This is a genomic window from Neobacillus ginsengisoli, from assembly GCF_030813055.1.
Genome location: NZ_JAUSTW010000004.1, coordinates 400,655 through 414,876 on the forward strand (window position 1 = coordinate 400,655; position 14,222 = coordinate 414,876).

The 14,222-nt window shown below is 44.0% G+C and carries 14 protein-coding genes; all 14 read right to left on the reverse strand.

Translation table 11 applies throughout. The features are described from left to right. Positions 1 to 126 (reverse strand): hypothetical protein, encoded by a 126-nt coding sequence (locus tag J2S10_RS14340; RefSeq protein WP_307408881.1) that lies wholly within the window; start codon positions 124 to 126, stop codon positions 1 to 3. Between the two features lie 86 nt (positions 127 to 212). Next, positions 213 to 1,280, reverse strand: a complete 1,068-nt coding sequence (mtnA, locus tag J2S10_RS14345) for an S-methyl-5-thioribose-1-phosphate isomerase (RefSeq protein WP_307408884.1) — start codon at positions 1,278 to 1,280, stop codon at positions 213 to 215. Further along, entirely contained in the window at positions 1,277 to 1,897 is a 621-nt protein-coding gene (locus tag J2S10_RS14350; protein WP_307408886.1) for a class II aldolase/adducin family protein, read from the reverse strand. Before J2S10_RS14350 ends, mtnA begins: the two co-directional genes overlap by 4 nt. 12 nt (positions 1,898 to 1,909) lie before the next feature. Continuing rightward, a complete protein-coding gene (locus J2S10_RS14355; RefSeq protein WP_307408888.1) occupies positions 1,910 to 3,370 on the reverse strand; it encodes an amidohydrolase family protein in 1,461 nt (486 codons plus the stop codon). Next, the gene (locus J2S10_RS14360) at positions 3,367 to 4,131 is read right to left on the reverse strand and encodes an MTAP family purine nucleoside phosphorylase (RefSeq protein WP_307408890.1); all 765 of its coding nucleotides are present in this window, start codon (positions 4,129 to 4,131) and stop codon (positions 3,367 to 3,369) included. Before J2S10_RS14360 ends, J2S10_RS14355 begins: the two co-directional genes overlap by 4 nt. A 21-nt stretch (positions 4,132 to 4,152) precedes the next feature. Beyond that, complete coding sequence (locus J2S10_RS14365; RefSeq protein WP_307408891.1) at positions 4,153 to 4,920, reverse strand: MTAP family purine nucleoside phosphorylase; 768 nt, start codon at positions 4,918 to 4,920, stop codon at positions 4,153 to 4,155. A 14-nt stretch (positions 4,921 to 4,934) separates the two neighbouring features. After that, entirely contained in the window at positions 4,935 to 6,707 is a 1,773-nt protein-coding gene (locus J2S10_RS14370) for an IlvD/Edd family dehydratase (protein WP_307408893.1), read from the reverse strand. Continuing rightward, positions 6,652 to 7,902: a nickel pincer cofactor-dependent isomerase, group 22 gene (locus J2S10_RS14375; protein ID WP_307408895.1), complete on the reverse strand. Its 1,251-nt coding sequence runs from the start codon at positions 7,900 to 7,902 to the stop codon at positions 6,652 to 6,654. Before J2S10_RS14375 ends, J2S10_RS14370 begins: the two co-directional genes overlap by 56 nt. 21 nt (positions 7,903 to 7,923) lie before the next feature. Next, positions 7,924 to 9,372, reverse strand: coding sequence for an NAD-dependent succinate-semialdehyde dehydrogenase (locus J2S10_RS14380; RefSeq protein WP_307408897.1), 1,449 nt, complete (start codon positions 9,370 to 9,372; stop codon positions 7,924 to 7,926). A gap of 17 nt (positions 9,373 to 9,389) precedes the next feature. After that, positions 9,390 to 10,244, reverse strand: a complete 855-nt coding sequence (locus J2S10_RS14385; RefSeq protein WP_307408899.1) for a nucleoside phosphorylase — start codon at positions 10,242 to 10,244, stop codon at positions 9,390 to 9,392. Continuing rightward, positions 10,241 to 11,032, reverse strand: a complete 792-nt coding sequence (locus J2S10_RS14390; RefSeq protein ID WP_307408901.1) for a 2-phosphosulfolactate phosphatase — start codon at positions 11,030 to 11,032, stop codon at positions 10,241 to 10,243. The genes J2S10_RS14385 and J2S10_RS14390 overlap by 4 nt, the downstream gene beginning before the upstream one ends. Positions 11,033 to 11,050: 18 nt before the next feature. Beyond that, a complete protein-coding gene (locus tag J2S10_RS14395; protein WP_307408903.1) occupies positions 11,051 to 11,821 on the reverse strand; it encodes an energy-coupling factor transporter transmembrane component T family protein in 771 nt (256 codons plus the stop codon). Next, the gene (locus J2S10_RS14400) at positions 11,818 to 13,557 is read right to left on the reverse strand and encodes an ABC transporter ATP-binding protein (protein WP_307408905.1); all 1,740 of its coding nucleotides are present in this window, start codon (positions 13,555 to 13,557) and stop codon (positions 11,818 to 11,820) included. The genes J2S10_RS14395 and J2S10_RS14400 overlap by 4 nt, the downstream gene beginning before the upstream one ends. Further along, positions 13,535 to 14,152 (reverse strand): ECF transporter S component, encoded by a 618-nt coding sequence (locus J2S10_RS14405; RefSeq protein WP_307408907.1) that lies wholly within the window; start codon positions 14,150 to 14,152, stop codon positions 13,535 to 13,537. Before J2S10_RS14405 ends, J2S10_RS14400 begins: the two co-directional genes overlap by 23 nt. Positions 14,153 to 14,222: the final 70 nt, after the last annotated feature.

Sequence of the window (14,222 nt, forward strand, 5' to 3'; positions counted from 1 at the left end):
TTACTCAGCTCCCCGTGCAAGGAGAAATGCGCTATCTACCCCTACGGAAAATGCCACTAGGACCATTCCCATTTCTTTCAACACATTTCCAAGCACCTTATTTTTTTGCCTCATTTGTTGTTCCATTTCCCTCAACTCCCTTTTAAAAAAATCGAACCATTCAGACTTTCTCTATGAAAAGCTGTGCAACTGTCGTTCCATTCCTTACGTCCTTAATGCGCAACCCGTCTGTTTAACGTTTGCAGGTTGATGGCATACGGCTGTGTAATGACACCCTTTTCGGTGATAATTCCCGACAGGTAACCGTTTGGTGTAATATCAAAAGACGGATATAACGCCTCCACTCCCATCGGTGCAAGGCGTTGTGCATTCAGAGAGGTCACTTCTTGAGCGTCCCGGAATTCCACTTCAATACCGGCCCCGCCCTGAATGGAAAAGTCGATCGTATGACTGGAGGTTGCTGTATAAAATGGGATATTATGCTCTTTAGCCGCGAGGGCGTGCATATATGTTCCGATTTTATTGGCCAAATCTCCATTTGCGGCCACCCTGTCGGAACCGACGACAACCTTTTGCACCATTCCTTTGCTCATGCAATAACCCGACATATTATCGGTAATTAATGTAACCGGTATTCCGAACTTTTGAAGCTCATAAGCGGTTATTCTCGCACCCTGTAAATAGGGCCTTGTTTCACAAGCAATCACTCGAATGTTTTTCCCTTGCTCATAAGCCTTGCGAATCACCGACAGCGCTCTTCCTCCATAACCGGAACCCGCCAATGCCCCGGAATGGCAATGGGTGAGCACCGTTTCACCATCATCAATCAAATTGGCACCATAGCTTCCAAGGGAATGCTCGAATTGCAGTTGCCGCTCTAAAATCTCGATTAGCTTCGCTTCCATTCTGTCAATCGGCATCTTTTCGACGCCATTTACACCACTCAACATTTCGTCAATCGTTTTCATCAAATTTACTGCTGTCGGGCGAGTGCTTTTGAGCAATCTTGCCGCCCGTTGCATTTCTTCCCGCGTTCCACCGGAATTTAGGGCCGCCAGATACAGGCCCCACGCTCCTGCTATCCCGATCGCCCCCGACCCTCTAATGGTCATATTCCTAATCGCTTCGGCCAGATTCTCCACTTTCTTAATCGTGAGAATCTCTTCTTTGTGCGGCAGTTCTTTCTGATTGATCAGTTTTAGGGCTCCCTTTTCAAACCAAATTGGAAGTAAAAGCTGCTGATCTTTTAAATTCTGAACAAATTGTTCGAGCTTACTCATTGTATGGCCTCCCTTTTATTCATCTGAGATAGGGCTCTTTGAATTTGCATTTTTATAAAAGCCTGCTTCGCTGTATCCTCCACAAGTGTGGCAATGTTATACGCAGCTTCGAGTGAAGGACCCACGGCGCATATCCCATGATCTTTCATTAAGGCCGCTTTAATATTGGGGTACTTTTCAAACACTTCCGTTACATAATAAGCTAACTCTTGGGATCCTGAAGGAGCTGCTTCCGTAACCGGAACGTGACCAAGAATTTTTTGAGCCGTTACAGTGGGAAGCGGGAGCTCGATCCCTAAACAGGCATAGCCGATCGCATAATTTGGATGACAGTGAACCACCGCCTGTACATCAGGCCGTGTCCTGTAAATTCCTAAATGGAAGCGGTACTCTTTAGAAGGAGTTCCATATCCTTCTAATATGTCTCCTTCCCTTGATAAAAGCAATGCGTCCTCTTTCGTGACTTCTCCAAGGCTGATTCCCGACCTTTTTATGAGAATCGCATCTCGGCCTGGAACTCGAACACTGATATTTCCGCCTGTTGCTTGTGTCAATCCCCGTTTGTATACTTTATGAGAAATATGAACCAATTCTTTTTTCAAAAGCTCCTCATTCACACACCATTCCCCCTATGTTAAATGATAGTCTAATAGAATCGTTTCAAAGTGCGGTCGAAGCCGTTCTGCCCGCTTTAATGGTTCCTGCCATTTTTCCAGCAAACCTTCCCGTCTTTTTCTCACCTCAAGAAAGACTTTTTCTTCATCGATCGTTACCGTTGTCCCCTGTCTCAACGTCCACTGGCCATTCACGAGTACCGAATCGACTGACGACCCATTTTCCTGATGAACCAATTGAGACATTGGGTCGTTTAATGGGGCCCAAAACGTATTTTTCGTCTTCAACAACACGAAGTCTGCTTTTTGGCCTGAAGCGATCCTGCCCAATTCGCGCTCCATCCCTAACACTTTTGCACCTGATGTTGTTGCCATGTTAAACACCGCTTCCGGCGTCATCCAATTGGAATAGTTGCTTTCTTGAGGACGATGTATCATCGCCGTCAGGCGCATGGCTTCAAATAAATTGTGAATCGTTCCACAGTTAGAGCCATCCGTTCCAAGCGCCACATTCGCCCCCTTTTTCCAAAAGGATGGAATGGGTGCAATGCCGCTTCCGAGCAGCAAATTGCTCGCCGGGTTATGAACGATCGATACGTTTCGATCTACTAATAGTTGGATTTCTTCATCATCCAGCCAGACGGCATGGACGCATGATATTTTTTCATTCAATAAACCTAAACGGTCGAGATGACGGACAAGGCCGCCTGGAAAGTTCTTCTGGCATTGTTGATATTGTGCTTTTGTTTCAAGCAGGTGCGTATGAATCCGCAAATTTCCCTTTTCACTGAGTTCTTTGCATAATTGAAGTATGTGTTCTGAACATCGCTGCGGGGCATTCGGGCCAAGTTGGATAGAGATTCGCCCGTCTTTTTGATGCCAGATTGAGATAATCGATTGATAAAAGGATTTCATTTCTTCGATTGAAGTAGCAGTTTTTTTTGGCCTTTGTTTCTGAATGGATGGTGGAAAAGCGATTTGAAAAAATTGTTCGTCTGGCACATCATGCAGCATCGGGGCAAAGGCCACTCTCATTCCGGCTTGGTCATAGGCTTTTAGCGCCGCCTCAGATGTCCAAATATGCGGAAAGTGGTCTACGCAGCTTGTCACACCTGCTTTCATCATCTCGATACAGCCTAGAAGGACAGCATAATAAATATCCTCGTCTTCAAGAGCATAACCATATGCCATGGTATATAGCGCCCAAATCTCAAGCGGTAGATTGTTGACCGTACCCTTTAGTAAATTCGTATAGGAATGGTAGTGACTATTAACCATTCCTGGAATTAAAACCATGTTTTCAGCGTCGATGATTTCATCTGCATGGGATTCAAGATCCTTTAGAAGATTCTCTTGGTGATAAAACACATCCGTGATGGTCTGCCCTTCTACAAGTACAGTACCCTTCTTATTTCCAACAGAAGGCACATTCGAAACAATGAGAGGGTTTTTAATGAGTGTTTTCTTAGCAATCATGTCCTTGCCAGTACAGCCCGTTCATAAGCCTCATGGCACAAGCAGGTTTTCCTTTCATCGGCTAGCTTAATCGCTTCCAGCATAAGAGTTCTCACCGTTTCCCGTTTGCGTTCCCCTACTTCTTTATGTGCTTTTAAGGAAGGTTTGTGGTCAGTTACGCCTGGAGCCATGTTTGTCGCAAGTGTGACCACGGAATAGCACATCCCTAGCTCTCGTGCAAGCGCCGCTTCTGTTGCATTTGTCATCCCGACAACATCCATTCCCCATTTTGAAAACAGTTGTACTTCCGCTTTTGTTTCATAACGTGGACCTTCCACACATACTAATGTTGTTTTTTCTCTGAGCGGTTCATTGATTTCCGTAGCCGCCTGCACAAAAACTTCTTGTAATTCCGGACAAAACGGTTCTGTGATGTCAACGGAATATTTTCCATATGTTTTCACCCGGGTAGTCAGATCGACAAATTGATCGAGCAATGAAAGGCTGCCGACTTCAATTTCAGGATTAATAGCGCCAACCGCCGACACTGACATGATTCGTGTAACCTCTAACTCTTTTAATGCCATTATATTGGCACGATAGTTGACAAACGGCGCGAGCGTGTCATGATGCTTTCCATGCCTTGGAAGAAAATACACTTCCTTACCTTCGGATACTGCATGAAGGACAGTGACATCGCCATATTCCGTATGAACTGTTTTTTCAACCATTTGTTCAAACAGCTGATAGAATCCCGTTCCACCAATAATTCCTATTTTCATATTTCCACCCCAAATAATCAGTTATTTTTTTAGAAACATATAGTCGTTATACGACTTGGCACATTGACAGCTCTTTTGTTTTGGAAGGAGAGAAAGAGCTTTTTCTACAAGCGCTTTCACTTTCTCTTTGTTTTCTGCTGCTACCTTTTTATGGGTCGCCAAGTCAGGAGGTATAGAAGCAAATCCTGTCGCCAAATCTGTGGAAAGCGTGACGACCGAAAAACAGATTCCAAGCTCTCTTGCAAGGGCCGCTTCCGTTGCGTTCGTCATGCCTACGATATCCATTCCCCATGAAGAAAACAGCTGCAGCTCATTGCGCGTTTCATAGATTGGTCCATCCACACAGATAAGTGTTGTATTTTCATATAGTTTCTGGCCATTTTCTTGTGCTGCCGATCTCACTGCCTGTTGAAGATCCGGGCAAAATGGAAGGGTCATATCAGCTGAAAATTTTCCGTATGTATTCTCCCTTCTTCGTGTGAAATCCACTAACTGATCAGGCAATGTTAATCCGCTAATCGGAATGTCCGGATTGACTGAACCAACGGCGGATACGGCGATGATTTGATCAACCCCGGCTTTTTTCAGGGCCATCAAATTCGCTTTATAATTCACATAAGGGGCCAGCACCCCATGTACGGTTCCATGCCTTGGCAAAAAATAAACTTTCTTTCCCTCATACTCCCCCTTTAGGAGGGGAACTTGCCCGTATTCCGTTTCGATACATTGCTCGGTAAGCAGGTGAAACAGATCATACAATCCTGTTCCGCCTATCAATCCGATCTTCAAAGGCGTTTCCCCCTTTATCCGAATATTGTTTCAAGTTCAGGACGTAAAAAGTCAAAGTCACATCCTTCATCCGCCTGCAGCACATGCTGACGGAACAACCAGCCATAGCCGCGTTGGTAATCGGAAAACTGGGGCGGATTCCACTCTTTTCTCCTCTTTTCCATCTCAGCTTCTGAAATCAGCAGCTCCAGCGAACGTTTTTCAACATCCAGCTCAATCCAATCACCGTCTTTAATTAAGGCGATTGCCCCGCCGACTGCAGCTTCCGGAGAAGCGTGAAGAACCACGGTCCCAAATGCGGTCCCGCTCATTCGGCAATCCGATAAACGGACCATATCGCGAACCCCTTGCTTCAAAAGCTTATTCGGAATGGGAATCATCCCGGCTTCCGGCATCCCCGGCGCTCCGATCGGACCCGCATTTTGCAGAACAAGGACATTGTCCCGATTGACCTCAAGATTCGGGTCGTTCACCCGCTTCTCCATATCTGAAATAGACGTGAACACAACCGCTTTCCCGCGGTGTTTAAGCAAGGTTTTGTCAATGGCTGCTTTCGGTTTCATAATCGCGCCATTCGGAGCCAGGTTGCCGCGTAAAACCGCGATGCCTCCTTCTGGATGCAACGGTTCTTCAATTGGCCTAATAATATCTCGATACACCTCGTCCACTTCAATCCTGCTCAAATTCTCGCCAATCGTTTTGCCATTAACCGTTCGCTCTCCAAGGTTCAGTAGCGGGGACAGTTCTTTTAGAACGGCAGGGATGCCGCCTGCATGGTATAAGTCTTCCATTTGATATTGGCCTGCAGGTCTTATATTGGCAATGAACGGGGTGGTTCTGCTGAGTCTCTCAAAGTCTTCTAACGTAAGCTTGATTCCCAACCTTCTGGCGATGGCAATCAGATGGATCACAGCATTCGTCGATCCCCCTACAGCCATCAAGGTGCGAACTGCATTTTCAAAAGCTCCCCTTGTCATGATGTCCGAGGGACGAATATTGTTTTCCACCATTTGCACAATGGCTTTTCCGGTTTCCCTTGCCAGACACATCCGTTCATTCACGGTCGCAGGTGCTGCGCAAGCGCCCGGAAGCATCATTCCTAACGCCTCTGCGCAAGCGGCAATTGTGCTTGCAGAGCCCATTACCATACAATGACCGGCAGTCGGTGCCAATTGCGCATTAATGTTTTTAATTTCTTCCTCGCTCACGGTTCCAGCCTTATACTCTTGCCAAAAAAAGCGGCAGTCAGAGCACGCTCCCAGCGTTTGTCCTTTATATTTGCCGTTGTTCATCGGCCCGCCCGTGAAAGCAATAGCCGGCTTGTTCGCGCTTGCTGCTCCCATCAGCTGGGCAGGCAGCACTTTGTCGCAGCCCCCGATTAATACCACACCATCAATCGGCTGGGCAGTAATCATTTCCTCCGTATCCATCGCTGCCAAATTGCGGTATAGCATGGTGGTAGGGCTTGTAAACATCTCTCCAAGAGAAATAGTCGGAAACTCAAGCGGTGTTCCACCCGCCATAATAACCCCTTGTTTAATAGCCTCCACAATCGGTTTTAAGTGGCTGTGGCAACGGTTCACTTCGCTATAAGTATTACAAATTCCAATGACCGGCTTTTCAAAATCGGCTTCTTCATGGCCAAGATGACGCTGAAATGCCATGCGGAGAAATTGGCTGAAACCGGCATCCCCGTAGGAAGTTTGTGTTTTTTTCATCTTCTTCCCCCTCTCAATGAACTTTTGTGTCGAGATTAAGCGCACCATCATTCGTGAATGGTATATCAAAAGGTGCTGACTGAATGTCAGCCTTGTCCTTGACCTCGTCCACCATGTTTTCCGATACATACAAATGTTCAAGCTCAAGTGTATTTTCGATCACCGCAACCCGTAAAGATGCCGGGTTGTCGATCCCAAGACTTTGGACTGCCGCTGCAATCGCTTCCTGATCACTTGGCAAGACAAGCGGAATCATTCCTCTTTGGACGTACGTACTCGTCAGACAATTCAAGTATGTTTTTTGCTTATCCAGTTTTTGATATAGTCTTTCTGTTGTTAGATCGGCCAGTCCAATACCTGTCGCATTTCCGTGTGAAGCTTCATCAAGATCAAGCACAACAATTCTTTTATAAGAAGGTTTCTCTGGCTCTGGTGACCCGAATATTTTGTTACGGCCGATTACGTTTGTGTCCATACCCGTGCCGCTGTAATTTTTGCCCATTGTTTTAATGACGAGGAGATCAAGTTCTTCAATAGGAATTCTTGGAAAATACGACTTTGCTATTTCTAATAGCTTTTGCTCTTGCTCAATGACCTCATCAGGAAGAATAACCTCCAGATTGGCCGCTTCATCAAAGCTGTTTTCCACAATCCCGATTCCTGCAATCACTTTCCCGGTTTTAAGAAAGTCTCCACCCACTTCACGAATCGTTTTAGACATGTTGGAAGGCCCTTGACGATGCAGCTGGTTTGCGCCTTTCACCTTTCCCAAACCAACTGTTATCATTTTTAACAAGCCACTTTCATTCGGTCCGCGAAATGCCGTATGCAGTTTAATGCGATTCATAACGATAATCCCATCTGCTTCCCAGGCATATTTGTCACAATACAGCGTAAAGCCGTTTTTTGTTTTACCGACTTCAAGAACTTCAGAAGAAGTAACGATTGGACAGCCGACCGTTTCCTCAGTAAAACCAAGACTGTGTAATACATCCAGCTGCCCTTCCGGCGTACCCCCTCCATGGCTTCCCATTGCGCCAATGATAAAGGGAGAACATTCCATTTCTTTTAAGTGATCAACGACCGTTTTCACGATTAAAACCCGGTCGCTGATTCCTCTACTTCCAACGGTTATGGCGATCGATTTCCCCTTAGGAATGGGAGGTAAATTCCGTTTTAGCTCTTCCTTTAAATGAAGTTCAATATTTTCTAATTTGGTTTGCGGAAATCGTTGCTTCACATGGACCAGTTTCGGTAAATTCATATCATCGGCCTCATTTGTTCCTTATAATTCTTTAATGGCAAGGGAAACATATTTCATCTCAATGAATTCCTGAATGCCCTCATGTCCGCCTTCACGGCCGAGACCTGACTCTTTCATACCGCCAAACGGAGCTTCCGCAGTTCCAGGGAACACATCATTGATGCCGATAATGCCATACTCTAGCTTTTCCATTATGTTAATGGCCTTCGATAGGTCATTGGTAAATAAAAATGCTGCTAGCCCGTAATCCGTATCATTTGCTGCTTTAATGGCTTCATCAATACTTGTAAACGGCACAATCGGTACAACAGGTCCAAACGTTTCTTCTTTCATAATTTTCATATCATTTGATACATTTGTAAGAATGGTAGGTTCATAGTAATATCCGCCCGGGCCATTCCATTCCTTTCCTCCTGCTGTAACAACGGCTCCTTTCGAAACGGAGTCCTCTACTTGTCTTTTCACTTTCTCCAGTCCGCCTTTATCAATAAGCGGACCAATCGTTACCCCTTCCTCTAACCCATTGCCCAAGTGTAACTGTCTCACTTTTTCCTGCAGTTTTTGTGTAAATGTGTCCTTTACATTCTCGTGAACGAAAATCCTGTTTGTACAAATACATGTCTGACCGCAATTTCGATACTTGCTTGCGGCAGCCTGTTCTGCTGCAAGATCCAGATCTGCATCGTCCAATACTAGCAACGGGGCATGGCCGCCTAATTCCAACGACAATTTTTTAACGTTTTGCGCGCTTCCTTTCATTAGAAGCTTGCCGACTTCCGTCGATCCTGTAAAGGTAATCGAGCGAACATCAGAGCTTTCCATCAACACCTTGCCGATTTGGACCGGATCTCCCGTCACAAGGTTAATGACGCCTTTTGGCAAACCCACTTCTTCGAATACTCTGACAATTTTAATCGCACTAAGCGGTGTCTGTTCCGCCGGCTTCAGGACAACCGTGCATCCCGCGGCAATCGCTGGCGCGACCTTTCGTGTAACCATCGCGGAAGGAAAATTCCATGGTGTGATGGCCGCCACTACTCCAATCGGTTTTGGGACAACCCATAAACGCTTGCCTTTTTTGGCAGCAGGAATCATCTCGCCATACACTCGATTGGCCTCTTCGGCATACCACAGTAGGAAACTGGCCGCAAATTCGATTTCACCACGCGCTTCTTGAAGTGGCTTTCCTTGCTCCATTGTCAATAATCTTGCCAGCTCTTCTTTTCGTTCGATCATTTTGTGATACGCTTTATATAAAAAACTGGAACGTTCTCTTGCCGTTACATTCGCCCATGCCTCAAAAGCAGCCTGTGCTGATTGAACAGCCAGTTCCGCTTCTTCCTTTGAACAGCTGGGGACCTCTGCAATTTTTTCACGTGTCGCCGGATTGAATACTTCAATAACCTCGCCTGTGGCAGCGCTTAGCCATTCTCCGTTAATGTACATGCCATGTTTGGTACCCACTAACATCTAAATCACTCCTATTATTATTTTGCGGTAATTTTCCCTGCTTTCGTAAGAGACGGGAACCAATATTTTTTCCCCTGAGCCTTCTTAATTTCGTCCCATTCCGCCAGGATTTGAGTAGCTAAATTCGCAACATGTACGCTTTTTTCGATGCCCCCATAAGTAAACTCATCTGTGATCCGGTTTGCGACAACCGTACATACAGAACCAGTCCGAAGCCCGTAAAGTCCTCCCAAGGTAAAGACAGTTGCTGCTTCCATTTCGAAATTCAACACATTCGCTTTCCTTAAATCTTCTACTTTATTAGCAAAAAAAGATTGATCATACCCTTTAAATCCTTTTCTCCCTTGCCCGCAGTACCAGGAAGCAGATGAGCAGGATACTCCTATGTGGTAAGTATATTGAAGCTGTTCGGCAGCCTCTACAAGTGCCGCTGTCACTTCATAATGAGCACTGGCCGGATAGCGTTCATCCACATAAAATGGGCTTGTTCCATCATGGCGCACAGCACCCGAAGAAATAATTAAATCTCCCGGCTGGATATAGTCTTGAATCGCTGCCGTTGTGCCGACCCGGATAAAGGTTTCCCCGCCGAGCTCCGCAAGTTCTTCAAATGCGCTGGCAGTAGAACCACCCCCGGCACCCGTTGAACAAGCGGTAATATCTATTTCGCCGATTTTTCCGGAAAATGTACGATGCTCACGATAATTCGCCACTTTTCTGCACTCATCCCACTCTTCGCCAATCATATCCACACGTTCCGGATCACCAGGGAGCAGCACAAATTTTGCAATATCACCTTCCTTGCAGCGGATATGATACTGAAGTCCCTTATCCATTACCGGTTTTGATGCGTTCGATTTCCACTCTGTCATTTAGAGATCACCTCATTAGAATTTTTTACTTTAAGCCCATCCTCTTTTGAAAAATATATTTCAGGCACACATCTTGAGATGTTTTCTTCTGTGCTAAGCTTGATATCTTCCCTGCAATTTATCCTTCTCATTGTCTCTCCACTACCGGAATCTTCAAAAGCCAAGAGAGTATTTGAATAAACGGAAAGTAAATGGTGACTAATTTTAGCCGAATCCTTCAACAAAGGGACCAAATTTTGAGCCTTTGCCGCTTTCTCTCCGTATCGTAAAAGCACCCCTGCACAATAGGCATCATCCAGTGCCGCGATTTGACCGTTTTCCCTTCCCGCGCACACAATGGTAACGCTTCCATTTAATTCTTTTGCCTTACTGACTGCTTTTTCCATAACTGCTTTTGCGTTATGAAGAGATCCAATCAAAATTTCTTTTATACCGGAATTCCAAAGCGTCAAGCCAGCAAGTGTACCGTTTGTCGTACGCATGACGACTCTTTTCCCTGTAATCCCAACAGAACGAATTGAGCTAAGTGACGGACTAAGTTGCGCATGCGGAGAAATTTTCCCATCATGGTCCTCTGCACATACAAGTGTCCCATCATGAACATAATCGATACGCTCATTTATCGTTTTCTCTTCATCATCTGTTAAAACGATTTCAGTACAACCTTTTTCAAACATTGTGACTATAGCCGATGTAGCTCTAAGCACATCCACTAGCACACACACTTGCAATTGTGTCGTTTTAATTTCTTTCGGCATAAATGCAACCTCAAACTTCATCTCATTCATTCCATTCCCCCCGCTTATTTACATAAACTTCAAAACTATTAAATAAACTGTGAGCGCCATCCAAAGCGCAACAAATCCAATTCCTTTTTTACTAATCTTGATCGACCTAATGTATGTTCTGTCGGAGTAAGCCCCATATCCTTTCGCTTCCATAGTGTTTGCAGTAATCCGAACCCTTCGAAGTGCGCCCATTAATAGCGGCAAGCTGAAGCGCTTTATGTTTTCCACTTTATTTTTTAGCCCTTTTTGTTTGCCAACACCGCGAATTGTTTGTGCTGCTTCAATGACTCTAGCTTCACTTTCAAGCGTAGGGACAAAACGAAGTGCGACAAAAATAGAGTAGGCGTACCTGTACGGAATTTTTAGTTGCTTCGTCAATGAAATGACAATATCTCTCGGGTCACTTGTCGCTACAAATACGAGAGAAGTTGTAAAGATCGTCAAAATTCTGAATGTAATGGCTGTAGCAAAGTCGACTGATTCCATGTAAATTCGTAAAGGCCCAAGCGAAAAAAGTTGTGTCCTCCCCGGAACGAATAATACTTGAAGGATAAAGAATCCGATGCTAAAAAGGAGCATAATCCAAATACCGCGTAACACAAATTTTGGACTGAGCCTTGCTAAAATGAATGCAGTAGCCAATGTAATTACGAACAATACCAATTGTGGTATAGCTGTTTCATAGATGAAAACGAGTATTGAAATGCATATCATCCAGACGATTTTTGTGATTGGATCTACGTCATGCATGAACGATTTTTTTTCCTGATATTGAAAGGCCATGCTCATAGCGTCTGTTTTACCCCCTCTCTTGTCTGAATGAATTGTTCAATTGTAATGATACCTTGCTCAAGATTGTCACCTGCCAATCGTTTCGCTAGCTTTGAAATCGGTGGTTCAATCAAGGAAGCCTTCTTTAAGATGTCTTCCTGTAAAAAGAGATCACTTGTATCACCGTAATAAATTTTTTCTCCATTATGCATAACAATTGCAATGTTTGCCCATTTACACATGAGACGAATATCATGTGTAATCATAATGACGGTTTTTCCTAGCTGCTGTAAGCGATGGCACAATTCAAGAAGCTTTGTGGCACTGGCATAGTCTTGCCCTGTTGTCGGTTCGTCAAGAATGACAATATCTTGACCGAGAATTAAAGATGCCACAACACTTAGCCTTCGCTTCTCACCACCACTCAAAACGAATGGGTGCTTATCTTTTGCTTCGAGTAGGTTAATACTTTTAAGAGATTTGATACCTTGTTGAACAATTTCCTGGGGGATGTCATCATCTTTTCCAATACCATGCTGTACTTTTAGACTGTAAATTGTTTCCTCAAACACATTATCCGTCACAAATTGATGCTCTGGATTTTGAAACACATATCCAATATGTTCTGTCATATCAAGCAATTGTTTATAATGGATGTCCTCCCCATTTAAGAAAATGGTATTTTTAGGAGACCTGATAATTCCCATAAGATGCTTAACTAAAGTGGTTTTTCCGGAACCATTCGTTCCAAGAATTGCGACAAAATCTCCTTTTTTAATTGAAAAACTGACATCTTTCAACGCATACGTGCCATTTGGATAGTGATAATTTAAATTTTTCACAGTAATACAGTCAGGTAATTCGGATTCATAACGGAAAGAACGACTTGACTGCAAGAAAGCTTGATTCCACTTTCCTTGCAATTCTTCAGTAGCTTCTTCTACGGTGATGGGAAACTTTTCAAATGAAAAGCCTATTTGTTGAAGTTTGACCGCTAATTCCGAGATTTCAGGGACCCATAGTCCCATATTTATCAAGTGGTCAAAAGAATGTTTAAGAATTTCTCGAGGAGTACCTTGTGAGACAACCTGCCCATCTTCAATTACAATGACACGATCGGCTAAATGCATTAAATCATCAATTTTATTTTCGACCACCACGATGGTATGACCATATTCGGTATGAAGCAGCTGCAGTAAATCAAAAATATCTTTCGTGGCTTGAGGATCAAGATTTGCTGTTGCATTATCCAAGACAAGAATTTTAGGCTTCATTGAAAGCACGGAAGCGATTCCGACTTTTTGCTTCTGTCCTCCGGAAAGTTCAAAAACCTTTCTTGCTTCAAATCCCTGCATCCCCACTTTTTCTAATGAATCTTTAATACGAAGACGGATTTCGTTAGGATCGACCTTTAAGTTTTCAGGAGCAAAAGCGATTTCATCTTCGACATAAATATTACATAGCTGAGCGTCCGGATCTTGAAATACTAATCCCATACTGGTTGCTAAATCTTTCAACTCAAGCTTAAGCACATCTTTACTATCAACGATGATTTCTCCTTCGATTTCCCCTTCAAGGACATTTGGTATAATTCCATTAAAGGTTTGACAGATTGTGCTTTTTCCTGATCCGCTTGGTCCTACTAGTAAAACGAATTCGCCTTCAAATATTTCAAGAGATAGATTTTTTAAGACTGGCTCTATTTCATCTTCGTACGTATAAGTCACATTTTTAAGCTGAATGATTGGTGCCACTTGTTTTCATCCTTTCCGCTTTACGATCTTTCGCAATCATAAAGCCTTTTAAAATCTCTGTTTTAACAAGTAAATCACCAATTACCTTGCTCAGCCATCCAGATAAAACAATTCCGCTTACACATCGTACGGCAAAAGCGATGAATAAAATCGTCCAGCCCCACTTATAATATCCGAACCAAAATGCCGCGATCACAAACCATACCGGTACGGCAAATAACCCCGAGAATGCTGTACTAAGCCAGTTCCAGCGCTTATAACGGAACAATGCAAATCCTATTTCTGCCCCTAGTCCATCCGATAATGCAGCAATAATTGAAATCAATCCATTCGGGTTTCCAGACAATATTTGCACAACCCCCGCAAGTGTTAAGGTAAAAAATGCAGCTCCGGGTTTCCGAATAATATAAGCTGCCAGTACCCCGGAAATACTGTAAAGCCCTAGTGTAATTGATGTTAATACTGGACCGCCGAGCGCAGTTAACATTTGATTTAACATCGCCAAATACGTCATTGCAACCCCGTTCACAATTGCCAAAATACACATTAAGACAATATCAACCGTTGTAAGCCTTTTTGTTTTTTCTTTTACCATACTGCATTCCTCCCTTTTTTAGTTATTTCTATCTTTAAATCTAAACTCTCCCCTTCCTCACCTCCTTAAT